The sequence below is a fragment of the Streptomyces sp. NPDC029159 genome (genome assembly GCF_055564055.1).
Map to the genome: position 1 here is coordinate 198,393 of NZ_JBVHWT010000010.1, position 16,312 is coordinate 214,704.

The 16,312-nt window shown below is 76.6% G+C and carries 14 protein-coding genes, 1 pseudogene and 1 riboswitch; of the genes and pseudogenes, 3 read left to right on the forward strand and 12 right to left on the reverse strand.

Features of this window, described 5'->3' with window-relative positions:
* Window positions 1-44 precede the first annotated feature (44 nt).
* Window positions 45-989: a bile acid:sodium symporter family protein gene (locus tag ACZ4U4_RS20845; protein WP_467876466.1), complete on the reverse strand. Its 945-nt coding sequence runs from the start codon at window positions 987-989 to the stop codon at window positions 45-47.
* Between the two features lie 452 nt (window positions 990-1,441).
* On the opposite strand from ACZ4U4_RS20845, the gene ACZ4U4_RS20850 reads away from it, so the two are divergent.
* Window positions 1,442-2,635 carry an SCO1860 family LAETG-anchored protein gene (locus tag ACZ4U4_RS20850; protein WP_467876298.1) on the forward strand — a complete coding sequence of 398 codons (1,194 nt, stop codon included), beginning with the start codon at window positions 1,442-1,444 and terminating at the stop codon, window positions 2,633-2,635.
* A gap of 270 nt (window positions 2,636-2,905) precedes the next feature.
* On the opposite strand, the gene cobC is transcribed toward ACZ4U4_RS20850, so the two are convergent.
* Genes cobC through ACZ4U4_RS20865 form a run of 3 tightly spaced genes read right to left on the reverse strand, consistent with a single transcriptional unit; the run spans window position 2,906 to window position 5,290 of the window.
* Window positions 2,906-3,979 (reverse strand): Rv2231c family pyridoxal phosphate-dependent protein CobC, encoded by a 1,074-nt coding sequence (gene cobC, locus ACZ4U4_RS20855; RefSeq protein WP_467876301.1) that lies wholly within the window; start codon window positions 3,977-3,979, stop codon window positions 2,906-2,908.
* On the reverse strand, window positions 3,963-4,784 hold the full coding sequence (locus ACZ4U4_RS20860; protein ID WP_467876304.1) for a sirohydrochlorin chelatase: 822 nt from the start codon (window positions 4,782-4,784) through the stop codon (window positions 3,963-3,965). The genes cobC and ACZ4U4_RS20860 overlap by 17 nt, the downstream gene beginning before the upstream one ends.
* A complete protein-coding gene (locus ACZ4U4_RS20865) occupies window positions 4,781-5,290 on the reverse strand; it encodes a cobalamin biosynthesis protein (protein ID WP_467876307.1) in 510 nt (169 codons plus the stop codon). The genes ACZ4U4_RS20860 and ACZ4U4_RS20865 overlap by 4 nt, the downstream gene beginning before the upstream one ends.
* Window positions 5,291-5,319: 29 nt before the next feature.
* Here ACZ4U4_RS20865 and ACZ4U4_RS20870 point away from each other — a divergent pair.
* Window positions 5,320-5,541: pseudogene (locus ACZ4U4_RS20870) on the forward strand (ZIP family metal transporter); the annotation flags it as partial.
* 23 nt (window positions 5,542-5,564) lie between these two features.
* Here the strand turns inward: ACZ4U4_RS20870 and ACZ4U4_RS20875 are convergent.
* The 8 genes from ACZ4U4_RS20875 to ACZ4U4_RS20910 all read right to left on the reverse strand — a co-directional run bounded on the left by ACZ4U4_RS20875 (window position 5,565) and on the right by ACZ4U4_RS20910 (window position 14,964).
* Window positions 5,565-6,236, reverse strand: coding sequence for a VOC family protein (locus ACZ4U4_RS20875; protein WP_467876310.1), 672 nt, complete (start codon window positions 6,234-6,236; stop codon window positions 5,565-5,567).
* Entirely contained in the window at window positions 6,233-7,603 is a 1,371-nt protein-coding gene (locus ACZ4U4_RS20880) for a cobyrinate a,c-diamide synthase (RefSeq protein WP_467876313.1), read from the reverse strand. Before ACZ4U4_RS20880 ends, ACZ4U4_RS20875 begins: the two co-directional genes overlap by 4 nt.
* Window positions 7,604-7,610: 7 nt before the next feature.
* Entirely contained in the window at window positions 7,611-8,207 is a 597-nt protein-coding gene (cobO, locus tag ACZ4U4_RS20885; protein WP_467876316.1) for a cob(I)yrinic acid a,c-diamide adenosyltransferase, read from the reverse strand.
* Entirely contained in the window at window positions 8,207-10,354 is a 2,148-nt protein-coding gene (locus ACZ4U4_RS20890) for a putative cobaltochelatase (protein WP_467876319.1), read from the reverse strand. The genes cobO and ACZ4U4_RS20890 overlap by 1 nt, the downstream gene beginning before the upstream one ends.
* Window positions 10,355-10,451: 97 nt before the next feature.
* Entirely contained in the window at window positions 10,452-12,008 is a 1,557-nt protein-coding gene (locus ACZ4U4_RS20895) for a cobyric acid synthase (RefSeq protein ID WP_467876321.1), read from the reverse strand.
* A complete protein-coding gene (locus ACZ4U4_RS20900) occupies window positions 12,005-13,003 on the reverse strand; it encodes a cobalamin biosynthesis protein (RefSeq protein WP_467876324.1) in 999 nt (332 codons plus the stop codon). The genes ACZ4U4_RS20895 and ACZ4U4_RS20900 overlap by 4 nt, the downstream gene beginning before the upstream one ends.
* Window positions 13,004-13,124: 121 nt before the next feature.
* Window positions 13,125-13,275, reverse strand: a riboswitch (cobalamin riboswitch).
* Between the two features lie 176 nt (window positions 13,276-13,451).
* Entirely contained in the window at window positions 13,452-13,691 is a 240-nt protein-coding gene (locus tag ACZ4U4_RS20905; protein ID WP_467876326.1) for a hypothetical protein, read from the reverse strand.
* Between the two features lie 25 nt (window positions 13,692-13,716).
* Window positions 13,717-14,964 carry an inorganic phosphate transporter gene (locus tag ACZ4U4_RS20910; protein ID WP_467876329.1) on the reverse strand — a complete coding sequence of 416 codons (1,248 nt, stop codon included), beginning with the start codon at window positions 14,962-14,964 and terminating at the stop codon, window positions 13,717-13,719.
* A gap of 630 nt (window positions 14,965-15,594) precedes the next feature.
* Between ACZ4U4_RS20910 and ACZ4U4_RS20915 the strand changes: the two genes are divergently transcribed.
* A complete protein-coding gene (locus ACZ4U4_RS20915) occupies window positions 15,595-16,296 on the forward strand; it encodes a class II aldolase/adducin family protein (RefSeq protein WP_467876332.1) in 702 nt (233 codons plus the stop codon).
* Window positions 16,297-16,312: the final 16 nt, after the last annotated feature.

Here is a 16,312-nt window from a genome sequence, read left to right on the forward strand (position 1 = left end):
TGCGCGCCGCCCGGCCCCGCGGCCGTGACCGCCCGCTCCCGCTCCTACGCCTGCCGTGCGGCGCGGCGCTCCGTACGCGCCATCCACGCGGCGACCAGCGCGCCCGAGATGTTGTGCCACACGGAGAACACCGCGGCGGGCAGTGCGGCCGCCGGGCTGAAGTGCGCGGTGGCCAGCGAGGCGGCCAGACCGGAGTTCTGCATGCCGACCTCGAAGGCCATCGCCCGGCTCGCCGGACGGCCCAGCCGGGCCAGCTTCCCCGCGCCGTAACCGAGCGCCAGACCGAGGCCGTTGTGCAGCAGCACGGCGACGATCACCAGGAACGCCGCGTCCTTGATCGCGGCGGCGCTGCCGGAGACCACGGCGAGCACGATGGCGGCGATGGTCACCGCGGAGACCCAGGGCAGCGCCCGCAGCACCTTGTCGACATGGCGCCCGGCGATCAGCCGCACCCCGAGTCCGGCCACCACCGGCAGCAGCACCGTCTTCAGGATGTCGGTGACCATCACCCCGGCGTCGACGTGCAGGAACTGCCCGGCCAGCAGCAGCGTCAGCGGCGGGGTGACCAGCGGTGCCAGGACGGTGGAGACGGTGGCGACGGAGACCGACAGTGCGACGTCGCCGCGGGCCAGGAACGTCACGACGTTGGACGCGGTGCCGCTGGGCGCGCAGCCGACCAGGATCACCCCGGCCGCCAGCTGCGGGGGCAGGTCCAGCACGGTGGCGATCAGCCAGCCGAGCCCCGGCATGATCACGTAGTGCGCCACCAGGCCGAGGCCGACCGCCCAGGGCCGCTTGGCGACGGCCGTGAAGTCCGGCGGCGTCAGCGTCAGCCCCATCGAGAACATCACCACGCCGAGCAGCCACGGCACCGCGGGCGCCCAGCCGGTGAAGTGCGACGGCCGCAGCAGCCCGAGCGCGCCGGCGGCGATCACCAGCAGCGGGAAGACCGTGACGGCGCGCCGGGCCGCACGGTCGGACGCCGGCAGATCGCCGTGGGCCGGTGCGGAACCGCCGTCCGGTGACGGTACGACGGCGTCCGCGGTGGGCCGCTCGGCCGGCTCGCCGGAAGGTTCTCTCGGGGGGTTCGTCTGCTCGTTCGACACGGCGGCACTGTAGCTGTCACCTGCATGTATCGGACGGCAAATCCGGATGGTGGACGCCGGGACGCCGTCGCGCCCGTGCCGCCCGGTCTCGCGCGGGGTGCGGCGAAGGCGCGCTGCGGCCGCGGACGCCCGCGGGGCGGTCGTGACGGGCAGGCCCCTTGCGTCAGGGGATTCGAATGGGAATCCGGAAACCACTCATAAGCGTGAACTCACCATTCGTGGCTGACCGTTCACCCTCCGTGCGTACAGTATGGACGGGTCGAGGTCACCGACCGGCGCGATGTCCCCCATTGGCGCGGGCGGTGGCTCCATTTCTCTGTGGGGGGTCCACACCCGTGTCCACCAGCTCCATCAGTCCGTCCGGCCTGCCCGCGTCCCCGCGGACCGGACCTGAATTCCCGGCGCGTCGTCCCGCGCGCCGCCTCGCCGCCGTCGCGGCCGCCACCGCGCTCGCCGCCGGTCCCGCGCTCCTCCTCGGCGCCGCCCCGGCGCACGCCGCCGACCACGGCACCGCCGGCGCCTCCGTGCTCCGCACCGGCCTGGACGTCAGCCTCCTGAACAAGGCCGTCACGCTGCCGCTCCACGTCACCCTCAACGATGTGCACGCCCCGGCCGACGCGAAGAAGACGGCGCTCACCGCCGACCTCGACGGCGTCGACGGCGGCAAGCCCTTCTCGGTGCTGCGCGCCGACGTCGCCACCGCGCGGGCCACCGCCGACGCGGCGAAGGCGGAGGGCTACAGCAACCTCACGCACGCCAAGGTCAACGTCCCAGGTCTGCCGCTGCTCTCCCTCATCGAGGTCGAGAAGGTCACCTCCCGCGCCGTCTGCACCGCGGGCGAGCGGCCCACCGCGAGCTCCAACGTCCTCGGCACCGTCAAGGTCCTCGGCAAGGCCGTCAGGCTCACCGCGGGCGGCACCACCGAGGTCAAGGTCCCGGGCGTGGGAGAGGTCCGCCTCGACCTCTCCAAGAAGCAGACCACCGCCAAGAGCGCCGCGGCCACCGCGCTCGACCTCCAGGTCTCCGTCAACCCGCTGAAGCTCAACGTCGCCGAGGTCAACGGCCGCGTCCGGCTCGCCGAGGCCAGCTGCACCACCCCCGGCGCCCCGGACCCGGGCCAGGGCACCGCGGGCGGCTCGACGACCGGCGGTTCGAGCGGCTCGGGCGGTTCGACGGACGGCGGCGCCTCCGACGGCGGGGCGACGACCGGCGGTTCGGGCTCCGGCGGCCAGACCGGCGGTGCGCAGACCGGCGGTTCCACCACGGGAGGCAGCGGCGGGGCCACCGGCGGCCACGACGGCGGTGCCTCCGGCTCGGGCGGTCACGACGGCGGCGCCTCGGGCTCCGGCGGCTCGGGTTCCGGTGGCGGCTCCGACCCGCGGCCGCAGGGCGGCAGCGACGGCAACCTCGCCGAGACGGGCAGCAGTTCCGCCACCCCGTACCTCGCGGGCGGCGCCGCGGTGCTGCTCGCCGCGGGTGCCGGTTCGGTGGTCTACTCCCGCAAGCGCAAGGCCGCGGTGAGCGGCTGACCCGACCCCGTGTGCCGGACCGGTGCCGTGGGGGCGCCGTCCCGGTGTGCGGTGGGCGCGGTCCGTAACCCCGTGCCCGCCTCGGCCCGTCTCCCGTTCTCCCGCCCGCAGCCCGGGCGGGAGAACGGGGACGGCGCCCGAGCGGGACGGACAGCGCCCTGTGCGGGGCCGGCCAGGTGGCGGCCGGCCCCGCACCCTTGCCCCGGCGGCGGGCTCGACCGGCCCTGATTCCGGTCGCGTACGCACCCCTCGGCGCCCGGCGCCCGCCCCTCAGTCCAGGGCGCGCCCCGCCGCCACCTTTCCCATGGCCTCCGTCAGCGCCTCCGTGAAGCGGTCCGTGGTCTCCCGGTCGCGGACCGCCAGCCGGAGCCAGTCCGGGCCCAGGCCCGGGAACGTGTCGCCGCGGCGCACCGCGAAACCGCTCGCCCGCAGCGCCTCCCGCACCGCCGCCGCGTCCGCCAGCCGGATCAGGACGAACGGGGCCGCGGCCGGGCCGACGACGGTCACCCCGGGGATGTCGGAGAGCCGCGCCACCAGATGGGCCCGGTCCACCGCCGTCCGCTCGGCGGCGGCCGCCGCCTCCGCCAGGGCCCCGGGCCCCGAGCACGCCGTGGCCGCCGCCAGCGCGGGCGACGACACCGGCCACAGCGGCTGCGCCCGCGCCAGCTCCGCCACCGTCCCCGGCTCCGCCAGCAGATAGCCGATCCGCAGCCCGGCCAGCCCCCACGTCTTCGTCAGACTCCGCAGCACCACCAGACCGGGCAGATCCGTCCGCCCGGCCAGCGACTCCCGCTCCCCGGGCACCGCGTCCATGAACGCCTCGTCCACCACCAGCGTCCGCCCCGGCCGCGCCAACTGCGCCAAGGCGCCCGCCGGGTGCAGTACCGACGTCGGGTTGGTCGGATTGCCGACGACGACCAGATCCGCGTCGTCCGGCACCGCCGCGGGGTCCAGCCGGAAGCCGTCCCGTTCGTCGAGGACCACCCGCTCCACCGTGTGCCCGGCGTCGCGCAGCGCCGCCTCCGGCTCGGTGAACTGCGGATGCACCACCACCGGACGGCGCGCCCGGACCGCCCGGGCCAGCAGCACGAACGCCTCCGCCGCGCCCGACGTCAGCAACGTCCGCGCCACCGGCAGCCCGTGGCGCGCCGCGACCGCACGCCGCGCCGCCGTCCCGTCCGGGTACGCGGCGAGCCCGTCCAGCGACGCGACGAGCTCCGCCTTCAGCCACGCCGGGGGCGTCCCCGTACGGACGTTGACCGCCAGGTCCGTCAACGTGGCGGCGTCGCCCCGTACTTCGGCGTCGCCGTGGTGGCGCAGATCGGGTTCAGCGGACGGCGACACGGTGTTCCTCCTGCGCCCGGACCGCCTCCCGGTAGCGCGCCACCACCGCGTCGGCCATCTCCGGTGCCACGCCGACCGGTTCGGCGCACGCCACCTCGGCCTCCGGGTGCGCCGCGCCCCAGCCCTCGGTCTGCAGCCGCAGCCGCTCCTGCGCGTCACCGGGCAGCGGGAAGCAGGGCAGCACCACGATCCGCCCCGGCCCGTCCGCCCCGGGCACCGCCGCGCCCAGCACCCGGCAGCGCTCCAGACCCGCCGGTACGTCCGGCGCCGCGTACGACAGGAACGCGGTCTCCACCCCGGCCAGGCCCCGGCCCTCCCACAGCAGCCGGGCGGCCCGCGCCACCTCGGCGTTGGCGTACGGATCGCCGGACCCGCCGCCCACCAGCAACACCGTCGTACGGGCCCGGTCGCGGGGGCGCCGCGCCCCGCCGCCGCCCAGCGCCGCGTCCAACTGCCGCTCCCACGCGCCCAGCAGCAGCGGATGGCCGTCCGGGGCCTGCCCGTGGACGAACGACAGCCCCGCGTGGCGCGCGGTGGCCGCGGTCAGCTCGGCGGCCAGTCCGCGCCGCGCCGGGCCCTCGGACGTCAGCGGCACCACGACGATCTCCGTGGCGCCCCGGGCGACGAGGCCGTCGACCGCCCCGGCGAGCGGCGGCGCCGACGGCGCCCGCCCGGTGGAACCGGCCGCCGCCGGCACCTCGGGGCAGCGCTCGGCGACCGTGTCGAGGAGCGCTCGCAGGGCCTGCGCCCCGCCGTCGTCGCGGTCGCCGTGACCGGTGATGAGCAGGGCGGGAGGGGTGGTCACAAGATCTCCTTGGGGGGCCGTGCAGCGGCGGGCCGGGCCGGGGCCGGGCCGGATGGGGGAGGGACGACGATAACCGAGGGGCGGGCCCGCACCGTGCCGTGGTGGCCGGTCGCCGACGCCACCGCACAGGTGGCCCGCGCGGGCCCGCCGGACGGCGCCGACTTCCGCTTCCCGACGAGCAGTTGCGCGCCCGGCCCGGCCGCCAGCAGCGCCGCCGCCTCCGCCACGCTCGGCGTCCCGACGGCCTCCCGCACCACCGCCGAACCGCCGCCCGGCACCCGTACCGCGGCCAGCTCCCTGGCCGAAAAAGTATGCAGCGCCACGCCCAGCCGCCGGGCCGCGCCGATCAGCCCCGGTTCGGCCGCCTTCGCCTCGACGGTCGCCAGCGCCGCCACCGTCCCGCCCGACTCCGCCAGCGCGGCCCGCACCAGCGTCAGCACCTCGTCCGCCGTGACGCCCCGGCGCGCCCCGACGCCCACGTGCACGGCGGGCCCCGGGGCCGTCACCGCGCTCCCGCCGGGCGCCGCGCGAAGGTGCGGACACGGTGGCGCCGCTGCTCGGGGCCGCCGCGACGCCGGTGGTCGCCCTCCCGGAGCAGTGGCTCGGCGGCTGTCTCGGGCTCTTCGGTGGTGCGCTGCTCCACCTGGCGGTCTCTGCCATCCTGCCCGAGGCGCACCACGCCCACCCGGCGCTGCCCACGCCGGCCTGCACGGTCGCCGGGGCGGGCGCCATCCGGCCGGCCGTCGGCCTCGCGGGCCGAGCGGTCCGCCGCCACCGCGCTCATACCGCGACGGCCCCGTGCCCCAGCCGCACCGCGCCGCGCGGGCCCCGCACCACGGCGGTGAGCCCGGCCGGTCCAGCGGTCGCCGGGGCGTCCGGCCACCGTCCGCCGAGCGCCGTCAGCCGCGCGGTGGCCGCCGCCGGATCGGGGTCGGTGACCGCGAAGGACTCCAGCGTCAGCGCGGGCAGCCCCGCGGCCGTCGGATGCGGGGTGGCGCCCCAGTCGAGGAGGAACGGGGTCCCGCCGCCGCCCGCGCACGGGGGCGTCAGCTCCCAGGAGATCCGGCGGCCGTCCGGCGTCCGGCGGCCCATCGCCGCCGCGTCGCCCGGGTCGTACCCGGCCGCCCGCGCCCGCGCCACCCGCTCCGCCAGGCCCGTCGCCCGCAGCGCCCAGGTGACCAGCCGCGGACCGGTCAGCGCGTCGATGCCGAACCAGCGCGGCCCGGCCGGCTCCGGCTGCTCCGGGTCCGGGCCGATCAGCTCCAGATACGCCCCGGCGCCCGGGGAACCGGCCAGCCCCAGCAGGCAGTTGCGGGTACCGCGGCCCGGGTGGCTGCCGCCGGTCCGCGGCCGCACCCCGGTCAGCTCCGCCAACTCCTCGGCGGCGGCCGCCAGGTCGGGTGCCGCGTACACCAGGTGGTCGAGGACGGCCGGTGCCGCCGCGGCGCTCATCGGGCCCCCGCCGCAGCCGCTGTCAGGCGGGTGGCCAGCGACGGCGCCGCCGCCCAGTGGACGTGCAGATACGAGGCGTGCACCCCGCCGGAGGTGAAGCCCTCCACCCGCCGCGCGGGGTGGGTGACGCCCCACGCCGGGGAGGCGCCCGCGCCCGGTTCCACGGTGGTGCGGTGGAACTCGTGGCCGCGCACCCGGGTACCGGCCGCGGCCAGCGCGTTGTCCGTCAGCGCCACCGCCTCCCGGTAGCCGAGCGTCAGCCGGTCCGTCATCCGGGCGTCGGCGGGCAGCACCCCGCACATCGGCCGCCCGTCCAGCGACCGGGCGAGGTACAGCAGCCCGGCGCACTCCGCGGCGACCGGCGCGCCCGACGCCGCCAACCCGGCCACCGCCGCCCGCAGCGGCGCGTTGGCCGACAGGTCCGGGGCGTGCACCTCCGGGAAGCCGCCGCCGATCATCAGGCCCCGGGTGCCCTCCGGCAGCCGCTCGTCGTGCAGCGGGTCGAACGGCACGACCTCCGCGCCCGCCGCCCGCAGCAGTTCGGTGTGTTCCGCGTACGAGAAGGTGAACGCCGCGCCGCCGGCCACCGCGATCACCGGGCGGCCGGTCGCCGGCCCGCCGGCCGCGGCGACCTCCCCGGCCGGGTCCCAGACCTCGTCCGGCAGCTCGCCCGCGCTCCGGGCCAGCGCCAGCAGCGCCTCCAGGTCGCACCCCTCGCGCACCCGCGCCGCCAGCTCCCGTACCGACTCGACCGCCTCCGTACGGCGTTCGGCGACCGGTATCAGGCCCAGGTGGCGGGAGGGCGCGTGGACGGTGCCGGTGCGGCGCAGCGCGCCGAGGACCGGGACGCCGGACGACTCCATCGCCTCCCGCAGCAGCGCCTCGTGCCGGTCCGAGCCGACCTTGTTGAGGATCACCCCGGCCAGCCGCACCCCGGGATCCCAGGACGCGAAGCCGTGCACCAGCGCGGCCACCGACCGGGACTGCGAGGACGCGTCGACCACCAGCACCACCGGCGCCCGCAGCACCTTGGCGATCTGCGCCGTCGACGCCAGCTCGCCCTGCCCGGACGCGCCGTCGAACAGCCCCATCACGCCCTCGACCACGGCGAGATCGCAGCCGCGCGCCCCGTGCCGGAACAGCGGCGCGATCCGCCCCGTCCCGCACAGATAGGCGTCGAGGTTGCGGCCCGGGCGGCCGGTGGCCAGCGCGTGGTAGCCGGGGTCGATGTAGTCCGGGCCGACCTTGTGCGGCGAGACCGCGAGGCCCGCCTCGGCGAACGCGGCCATCAGGCCCGTCGCCACCGTCGTCTTGCCCGCCCCGGAGGAGGGCGCGGCGATCACCAGCCGGGGGATCGTCCCGCTCATGCCACGCTCACCATTCGATGCCCCGCTGGCCCTTCTGACCGGTGTCCATCGGGTGCTTCACCTTCGACATGTCGGTGACCAGATCCGCGAAGTCCACCAGCGCCTGCGGTGCGTTCCGCCCGGTGATCACCACATGCTGGGTGCCGGGCCGCTCCCGCAACGCCGTGATCACGTCCTCGGTGTCGATCCACCCCCAGTGCAGCGGATAGGCGAACTCGTCCAGCACCAGCAGCTTGTACGTCTCGGCGGCCAGATCCCGCTTGACCTGCTCCCAGCCCTCGCGCGCCGCCTCCTCGCTGGAGGCCAGGTCGCGCTGGACCCAGGACCAGCCCTCGCCCATCTTGTGCCAGGCGACGGTGCCGCCCTCGCCGGTCTCGCCGAGCACCTTCAGCGCCCGCTCCTCGCCGACCTTCCACTTCGCCGACTTCACGAACTGGAACACCCCGACCGGCCAGCCCTGGTTCCAGGCCCGCAGCGCGAGCCCGAACGCCGCCGTCGACTTTCCCTTGCCGACGCCGGTGTGGACGAAGACCAGCGGGCGGTTGCGGCGCTGGCGGGTGGTGAGCCCGTCGTTCGGTACGACGGACGGCTGTCCCTGCGGCATTACGCGACCTTCCTGGAGTCCTGGATGTGGGGTGCGGCAGGCGCGCCGCGCCCGCCGCGGAGGTTCCGTACGAGTCCCGAGACGCTGTCCGCGCGCAGCTCGTCGAGGGTGACGGCGGTGCCGCCCAACTCCCGGGCGAGCGCCCCGGCGAGCCCCAGCCGCACCGGACCGCTCTCGCAGTCGACGACGACCGAGGCGACGCCCTCGGCGCCCAGCAGCCGCCCGGCGCGCGCCGCCCGCTCCAGCGGCGACGGCGCCCCGGACCCGGTCGCCCGGCCGTCCGTGACGACCACCAGCAGCGGCCGCCGCGACGCGTCCCGCATCCGCTCCACCCGCAGCACCTCACGGGCCTTGAGCAGCCCCTCGGCGAGCGGGGTGCGGCCACCGGTCGGCAGCGACGCCAGCCGCGCCGCCCCGGCCTCCACCGACGACGTCGGCGGCAGCGCCAGCTCCGCCTCCCGCCCCCGGAACGTGATCATGCCGATCTTGTCGCGCCGCTGGTACGCGTCGAGCAGCAGCGAAAGCACCGCGCCCTTGACCGCGCTCATCCGCTTCCGTGCCGCCATCGACCCGGAGGCGTCCACCACGAACAGCACGAGGTTGCCCTCCCGGCCCTCGCGGACCGCCTCCCGCAGATCGTCCCGGCGCACCACCAGACCCGGGCCGCGCCGGCCGCGCGCCCGCTGGTGCGGCGCGGCCGCCTGCAGCGTCGCCGCCAGATGCAGCTTGCCGAGCGCACCGCGCGGGCGCCGCGACCCGGTGGTCCGGCCGTGCGCGGTCCGCGCCCGCGAGCGGCGGCCGTCGGCGCCCTCGCCCAGACCCGGCACGTCCAGACGCCGGGTCGCGAACGGATCGCCCGCGGCGACCGCCGCCTGCTGCGCCGCCGGGGCCCCGGCCGGACGCTCCTCGGGCGCACCGCCCGGCTCGCCGTCGCCGTCCCGGCCCGGCGCGGGCTCGTGCTCCTGCTCGCGCGGTCCCGGCACGGTCTCCTCCTTCGGCGGCGGCGCGCCACCCCCGTCGGGACCGCCGCCGTCCGGACCCCCGCCGTCCGGGCCGCCCTCGGGACCGCCCTCCGGCCCCTCGGGCCCGCCCTCGGGACCGCCGTCCTGCGGACCGTCCGGCTCCGGGTCGTCCTCGGGGGCCGACTCCTCCAGGATCCGGTCGAGCTTCTCCTCGTCCAGGCCCGGCGCGTCGAACGGCGCCCGCCGTCTGCGGTGCGGCAGCGCCAGCAGCGCCGCCTGCCGTACGTCCTCGGTGGCCACGTCCGTCCGCCCGGCCCACGCGGCCAGCGCCGTCGCGGTCCGTGCCATGACCAGGTCCGCGCGCATCCCGTCGACCTCGAACCCCGCGCAGACCGACGCGATCTGCCGCAGCGCCCCGTCGCCGAGCCGTACCGACCCCAGCAGCGCCCGCGCGGCGGCGATCCGCTCCCGCAGCGCCGTCTCGTCCGCCGCCCAGCGCGCCGCGAACGCCGCCGGGTCGTCGTCGAACGCCAGCCGCCGCCGGACCACCTCCACCCGGCGGTCCGGGTCCCGGTCCGCGGCGACCTCCACGGTCAGCCCGAACCGGTCGAGCAGCTGCGGCCGCAGCTCGCCCTCCTCCGGGTTCATCGTCCCGACCAGCAGGAACCGCGCCGCATGCCGGACGGAGACACCCTCGCGCTCCACGTAGGACGCGCCCATCGCGGCGGCGTCCAGCAGCAGATCGATCAGGTGGTCGTGGAGGAGGTTGACCTCGTCGACGTAGAGCAGGCCGCGGTGCGCCCGGGCGAGCAGGCCCGGTTCGAAGGACTTCACGCCCTCGGCCAGCGCCCGTTCGATGTCCAGCGCACCGACCAGCCGGTCCTCGGAGGCACCCACCGGCAGCTCCACCATGCGGGCGGGCCGCCGCGCGCCCTCGGCCGCGCCGTGCGGGCCGTCCGGGCAGCCCGGGTCCGGCTCGGCCGGGTCGCAGCTGAACCGGCAGCCGCCGACGACCGCCACCTCGGGCAGCAGATCGGCCAGCGCCCGGACGGCCGTGCTCTTGGCGGTGCCCTTCTCGCCGCGGACGAGGACACCGCCCACCGCCGGGCTGACGGCGTTCAGCAGCAGCGCCAGCCGCAGGTCGTCCATTCCGACGACGGCGGTGAACGGATAGCGGGCGCTCATGTCGCGATCACTCCTTCATGCGAGGTGCGGCCGTCACCGGCCGCCCGGTCCGTGCCCTCGGGCACCCTTGCGTGACGTCCTCCTGATCCGCGCGCCCTCACGGCGCACCCGGCGGGACGAACGGCAGCCCCGGCGGGACGCCCCCCTCGATCAGCCGCAGCAGCGCACCGGTGTCGGCGTGCTCCTCGATCAGATCGCCGAGCCGGTCCAACTGCTCCTCGCGCAGCGCGCCGAAGCTGGTGTCCGGCGCCGGGACGAACGCGCGTCCCGCATCGGCCGCCACCCGCGTCAAGAACGCCCGCCGGAACGCGTCGCTCTCCAGCGAGCCGTGCCAGTGCGTCCCCCACACCGCGCCCGACCGGCAGCCGTCCAGCGGCCGCCCGGCGTCGTCGGTGAAGAACGGCTCCCCGCCGAGGGTCTCGGCCACGCCGTGGTGGATCTCGTACCCCTCGGCGGCCGCGCCCAGCGCCGTGCCGACCGGCCGGGCCAGCGTCTTCTCCACCGCGAACCGCACCCGCAGGGGCAGCAGCCCCAGGCCCGGCACGGTGCCCGCCCGGGACTCCACCTCGTCGTCGATCACCTCGCCGAGCATCTGGTAGCCGCCGCAGATGCCCAGCACCGGACGGCCCTCGGCGGCGCGGCGGGCGATCGCGTCCGCCAGCCCCCGCTCGCGCAGCCAGGCCAGCGCCCGCACCGTGCCGCGGGTGCCCGGCAGCACCACCAGGTCCGCGTCGGCCAGCTCCTCGGCGCGGTCCACGAACCGCACCACCACGCCCGGTTCGGCGGCCAGCGCGTCCACGTCGGTGAAGTTCGACATCAGCGGCACCGCCGCGACCGCCACCCGCAGCACATCGGCGCCGTGCGGCGGCGCCACCACGCTCTCGCGGACCGCGCCGCGCAGCGACACCCGCAGCCCGTCCTCCTCGTCGATGCCCAGACCGTGCGCGAACGGCAGCACACCCAGCGACGGACGCCCCGTCAGCTCCCGCAGCATGTCGAGGCCCGGCTCCAGCAGCGCCACATCGCCGCGGAACTTGTTGACGAGATACCCGGCGATCAGCGCCTGGTCCTCCTTGGACAGCAGCGCCGTCGTCCCGAAGAACGAGGCGAACACCCCGCCGCGGTCGATGTCGCCGACCACCACCACCGGCAGCCGCCCGGCCCGTGCGATGCCCATGTTGACGATGTCGGTGCGCCGCAGATTGATCTCCGCCGGGGAGCCCGCGCCCTCACAGATCACCACGTCGTGGGCGCGCCGCAGCTCGGCCAGGCAGTCGGTGACGGTCGCCAGCAGCTCCGCGCGCCCACCGGGCCGCGCCCCGCCGCCGGGGCGCCCGAAGTACCCCTGCGCGCTCATCTCGCCGACCGGTCTGCCGAGCAGCACCACCTGGCTGCTGCGGTCCCCGCCGGGCTTGAGCAGCACCGGGTTCATCAGCGCCGACGGCTCCACCCGGGCGGCCGCCGCCTGCATCGCCTGCGCCCGGCCGATCTCCGCGCCGTCCCGCGTCACGAACGAGTTCAGCGACATGTTCTGCGCCTTGAACGGCGCGACGTCCACGCCCTGCCGCACCAGCCAGCGGCAGATCCCCGCGGTCACCACGCTCTTGCCCGCGTCGGAGGTGGTCCCCGCGATCAGCAGCCCGCCGCCGGTCATCCGGTCCTGCCCTTCCGCCGGGCGAGGGCCGGGCGCACCGCGCCCGCCAGCAGCCGCCCGGCCACCGTCGTCGTGAGCGCCAGCACGCTCACCCGGCGCGAGAGGCGGACCGCCCGCGCGATGTCCTCGGTCGCGACGGGCCGGCCCGCGCCGTTCAGCCGCGGCCGGTGCTCGACCCGTCCGCCGTACGCCAGCGTCCCGCCGAGCCGTACGCCGAGCGCACCCGCGAACGACGCCTCCACCGGGCCCGCGTTGGGGCTCGGATGGGCGCCGCCGTCGCGCCGCCAGGCCCGTACGGCGCCGCGCCGGTCCGGGGCGGCGAGCACGGTGAGCGCGGCGGTCAGCCGTGCGCCGGGCCATCCGGCGACGTCGTCCAGCCGCGCCGAGGCCCAGCCGAACCGGCGGTGGCGGGGCGACTTGTGACCCACCATCGCGTCCAGGGTGTTCACCGCGCGGAACGCCACCAGGCCCGGGACGCCGCCGACGGCGCCCCACACCAGCGCGCCCACCACGGCGTCGGACGTGTTCTCCGCGACCGACTCGACGACCGCCCGCGCCATCTGCGGCCCGTCCAGCGCCTGCGGATCGCGGCCGCACAGATGCGGCAGCCGGCGGCGGGCCCGGTCGAGATCCCCGGCGGCCAGCGCCTCGCCGACGGCCCGCGCCTCCCGGCCCAGCGAGGTGCCGCCCAGTACCGACCAGACGGTGGCGGCGGTCAGCGCGGTGGCGGCGGCGGTCCGTGCGGGGGAGGGGACGGGTGCCGCGCCGCGCACCGCGCGCGTCAGCAGCGCGGCACCGGCGGTCGCGCCGCCCGCGCAGAGCAGGGTGTGGACGGCGCCGCGGCCGCGGTGGTCGCGCCAGAGCCGGGCCTCGACGGCCGCCGCGCCGCGCCCGAAGGCGGCCACCGGATGGCCGCGCCGCGGGTCGGCGGCGAGCAGATCACCGAGAAAGCCCAGGGCCGCACCGCACGCGTAGGTGGCGTGTTCGGCACGCATCGGATCAGATCGCCGTCGCGCCTCGAAGGGTGGGGGACGGGCAGGATCTGACGGGGCGGCCGGGCATGGCGATATGTCCTCACTCAGGGTCCGCGCCCTGGTTCGACGTGACGGCGACAGGAGTCTCCTGGCTCCCCGGATCGGCGTTTCCCCCGGCCTTCCGGCCCTGGCGCGCGCCCGTCGGGCGTGCACGAGGCGGACCGTGGCCTTCGTCGGAGGAACGCTCCCCGGTGACAGTGGCGGGACCGCGCCGGATTCACACCGGACTTCCTCTGCTGTCGCCGATTGGCGTGGGAAGTCCACCACGCCCCGCCAACCCCGTCAACTCACCCGTGACCTGCGATGCCGTGGTATCGCGTGGCCTGTGGCAGAGGCCACAGAAACCGTACGGCGCCCGGCCACCGCGGGCTGCGGTGGCCGGGCGCCGTACGTGCGCCTGCCGGACGGATCAGGCGGCGACGATCAGATAGATGCCGTACGCCACCGCGGCCGCGCAGACCGCGTACGCGGTGAGGCCGCCGATCCGCGCGCCGACGCCGGGGGCACCGGCGTCCGCGGTGGCCGTCGCACCCTCGGCGCGGGTGCGGGCCGTGCCGACGATGCCGACCGTGAACAGGCCCACGATCCCGACCGTCACCACCAGGGTGACGCCGAAGACCTGGCCGAGAGCTGCCCAGTCGATGCTCATGCTGCGGTTCCTCAGATTCGGGCGGTCAGCCGGCGGCTGTCGCGGTCTTGGCGCGCGGGGCGCTCGCGGCGGGGGCGGCCTCCGCGCCCTCGGCGGGGGTCAGCGACCCGGCCGGGGGAGGGGTGACCGTCTGGAGGGCCGCGGTGACCACACCGGGCGGCTCCGTGACCTCGGTCTCGTTGACGTTGGTGTGGTCGATGGGCTTGCGGCGGGAGGCGGCCCAGATGGCGCCGCAGATGCCGAGCGCGAGGATCGCGACGGCGGTCACGCCCCAGTCACCCTGGTCGGCCAGGAGCGCGGCACCGGCGGAGACCAGGCCCGCGGCCGGCAGCGTCAGGCACCAGGCGACGACCATCCGCACCGCCGTCGACCAGCGCACCACGCCGCCCTTGCGGCCCAGACCCGAACCCATCACCGAGCCCGAGCAGACCTGGGTGGTGGAGAGCGCGAAGCCGAGGTGGGAGGAGGCCAGGATGGTGGCCGCGGCGCCGGTCTGGGCGGCGAAGCCCTGCGGCGGCTGGATGTCGGTGATGCCCTTGCCCATCGTGCGGATGATCCGCCAGCCGCCCAGGTAGGTGCCGAGGGCGATGGCCATACCGGCCGAGGCGATGACCCACAGCGGCGGGTCGGCGTGCGGGGCGACCACACCGCCGGTGATCAGCGCGAGCGTGATCACACCCATCGTCTTCTGGGCGTCGTTGGTGCCGTGCGCCAGCGAGACCAGCGCCGCCGAGGCGATCTGCCCGGCGCGGTAGCCCTTGGCCGTCTCCTGCTCGTCGCGGCCCCGGGCCAGCCGGTACGTCAGCCGGGTCGCGGCCATCGACGCGATACCGGCGACCACCGGGGCGGCCACGGCCGGGATGAGGACCTTCATCACGACGGCGCCGCCGTGCACACCGTCGGTGCCCACGGACACCAGCGTGGCGCCGATCAGACCGCCGAACAGGGCGTGGGAGGAGCTGGAGGGGAGGCCGGCGAGCCAGGTGAGGAGGTTCCAGACGATCGCGCCGACCAGACCGGCGAAGATCACTTCTGGTCTGATGCCGGCGCTTTCGTCGATGATCCCGCCGGAGATGGTCTTGGCGACCTCCACGGACAGGAACGCGCCGACGAGGTTGAGGACCGCCGACATCGCCACCGCGATCTTGGGTGTCAGCGCGCCGGTGGAGATGGTGGTGGCCATGGCGTTGGCCGTGTCGTGGAAGCCGTTCGTAAAGTCGAACACCAAGGCCGTGACGATCACGATCCCGATGAGAAGCGTGATGTGTTCCATTCACCCAGGCAATCAGTTCGATGGTCAGTGACGCCGGAAACGTACGAAGGGTGGGTGAACGGGAGGTGAACGTGGCCGGGCCCGGCAATGACGCCACCGCAGTGTTCGAGAGGAGGTATCTCACACGTCACTTCCGCACCATCCGTATGTGGCGCGAATATGCCGCCGTGCGGCCCGAATCCGGCTTGCTCCCCGGCGTGTGCACGGCATCCGAACGGCCCCGTCGCGGTGCGTCACCCCGCTGGTGAACGGCGTGCCCGCGGCCCCGCGCCCGCCCGGACCTGGCGCGATCCCCCGGCCGCCGCCCGCCCCGCGCACCTGGCCGGAACACCCGGCCCCGCGGGCGACCCCAGGGGCGCCCCCGTGTTCGAGCGCCGCGTACGCCGCACAGCCGGCCGTCCATCCACGCGCCCGACCCGCACCACGCCGAACCACCGCCGCACGAGCCCCGAAAAGGCAAGCGCCGCTCCGTACGACTGCGGGCCACCGCGCGGACCTGCCCCCCCCGGGCCGGACCGCCCGGTGACGGGCCGTCGCACGCACCGGCCTCCCGGACCACCCGCGCCGCCCCGCCCGGCCCGTACGGTGACGGCACCCGACCGCACGACCGTCCACGACCCGGAGGAACCCGTGACCCGTACCGGCGCTCCCGCCCCGCACCCGGACCGGCCCGGCGCCGACGCGCTCGCGGCGGCCTGGGCGGACGTCGTCGCCGCCGCCCGCCGCACCGTCGCCGACGGCCTCGTCGTCGGCACCTCCGGCAACGTCTCGGCCCGCGTCGGCGACACCGTCCTCGTCACCCCCAGCGGCGTCCCCTACGACCGCCTCGGCCCCGGCGACCTCACCGCCGTCGACCTCGACGGCCGGCAGTGCGCGGGCTCCCTCCCGCCCACCAGCGAACTCCCCATGCACCTCGCCGTCTACCGCGCCACCGACGCCACCGCCCTCGTCCACACCCACGCCCCGCACGCCACCGCCGTCTCCGTGCTCGTCGACGAACTCCCACCGGTCCACTACATGACCGCCGCCCTCGGCGGGCCCGTCCGCGTCGCCCCCTACGCCCCCTACGGCAGCGACGAACTGGCCGACCACGCCCTCGCGGCGCTGCGCGACCGCACCGCCTGCCTCCTCGCCCACCACGGCACGCTCGCCCACGGCGCCACCCTCGACCAGGCACTGGACCGCACCGCCCAACTGGAGTGGATGTGCCGGGTCTGGCTCCTCGCCTCATCCGTCCCCGGCCGCACCCCCTCCCTCCTGACCACCGCCGACCTCGCCGAGACCGCCACCCGCCTGCGCGGCTACGGACGCCACCGGGAGGACACCCGCTGAGCCCCGGGCGTCACCC

Excerpts from the sequence above, each read along its gene's own strand:
- ACZ4U4_RS20895 (WP_467876321.1), bottom strand. The coding sequence starts at position 12,008 with ATGACCGGCGGCGGGCTGCTGATCGCGGGGACCACCTCCGACGCGGGC.
- ACZ4U4_RS20890 (WP_467876319.1), bottom strand. The coding sequence starts at position 10,354 with ATGAGCGCCCGCTATCCGTTCACCGCCGTCGTCGGAATGGACGACCTG.
- cobO (WP_467876316.1), bottom strand. The coding sequence starts at position 8,207 with ATGCCGCAGGGACAGCCGTCCGTCGTACCGAACGACGGGCTCACCACC.
- ACZ4U4_RS20900 (WP_467876324.1), bottom strand. The coding sequence starts at position 13,003 with ATGCGTGCCGAACACGCCACCTACGCGTGCGGTGCGGCCCTGGGCTTT.
- ACZ4U4_RS20875 (WP_467876310.1), bottom strand. The coding sequence starts at position 6,236 with ATGAGCGCCGCGGCGGCACCGGCCGTCCTCGACCACCTGGTGTACGCG.
- ACZ4U4_RS20910 (WP_467876329.1), bottom strand. The coding sequence starts at position 14,964 with ATGGAACACATCACGCTTCTCATCGGGATCGTGATCGTCACGGCCTTG.
- ACZ4U4_RS20905 (WP_467876326.1), bottom strand. The coding sequence starts at position 13,691 with ATGAGCATCGACTGGGCAGCTCTCGGCCAGGTCTTCGGCGTCACCCTG.
- ACZ4U4_RS20880 (WP_467876313.1), bottom strand. The coding sequence starts at position 7,603 with ATGAGCGGGACGATCCCCCGGCTGGTGATCGCCGCGCCCTCCTCCGGG.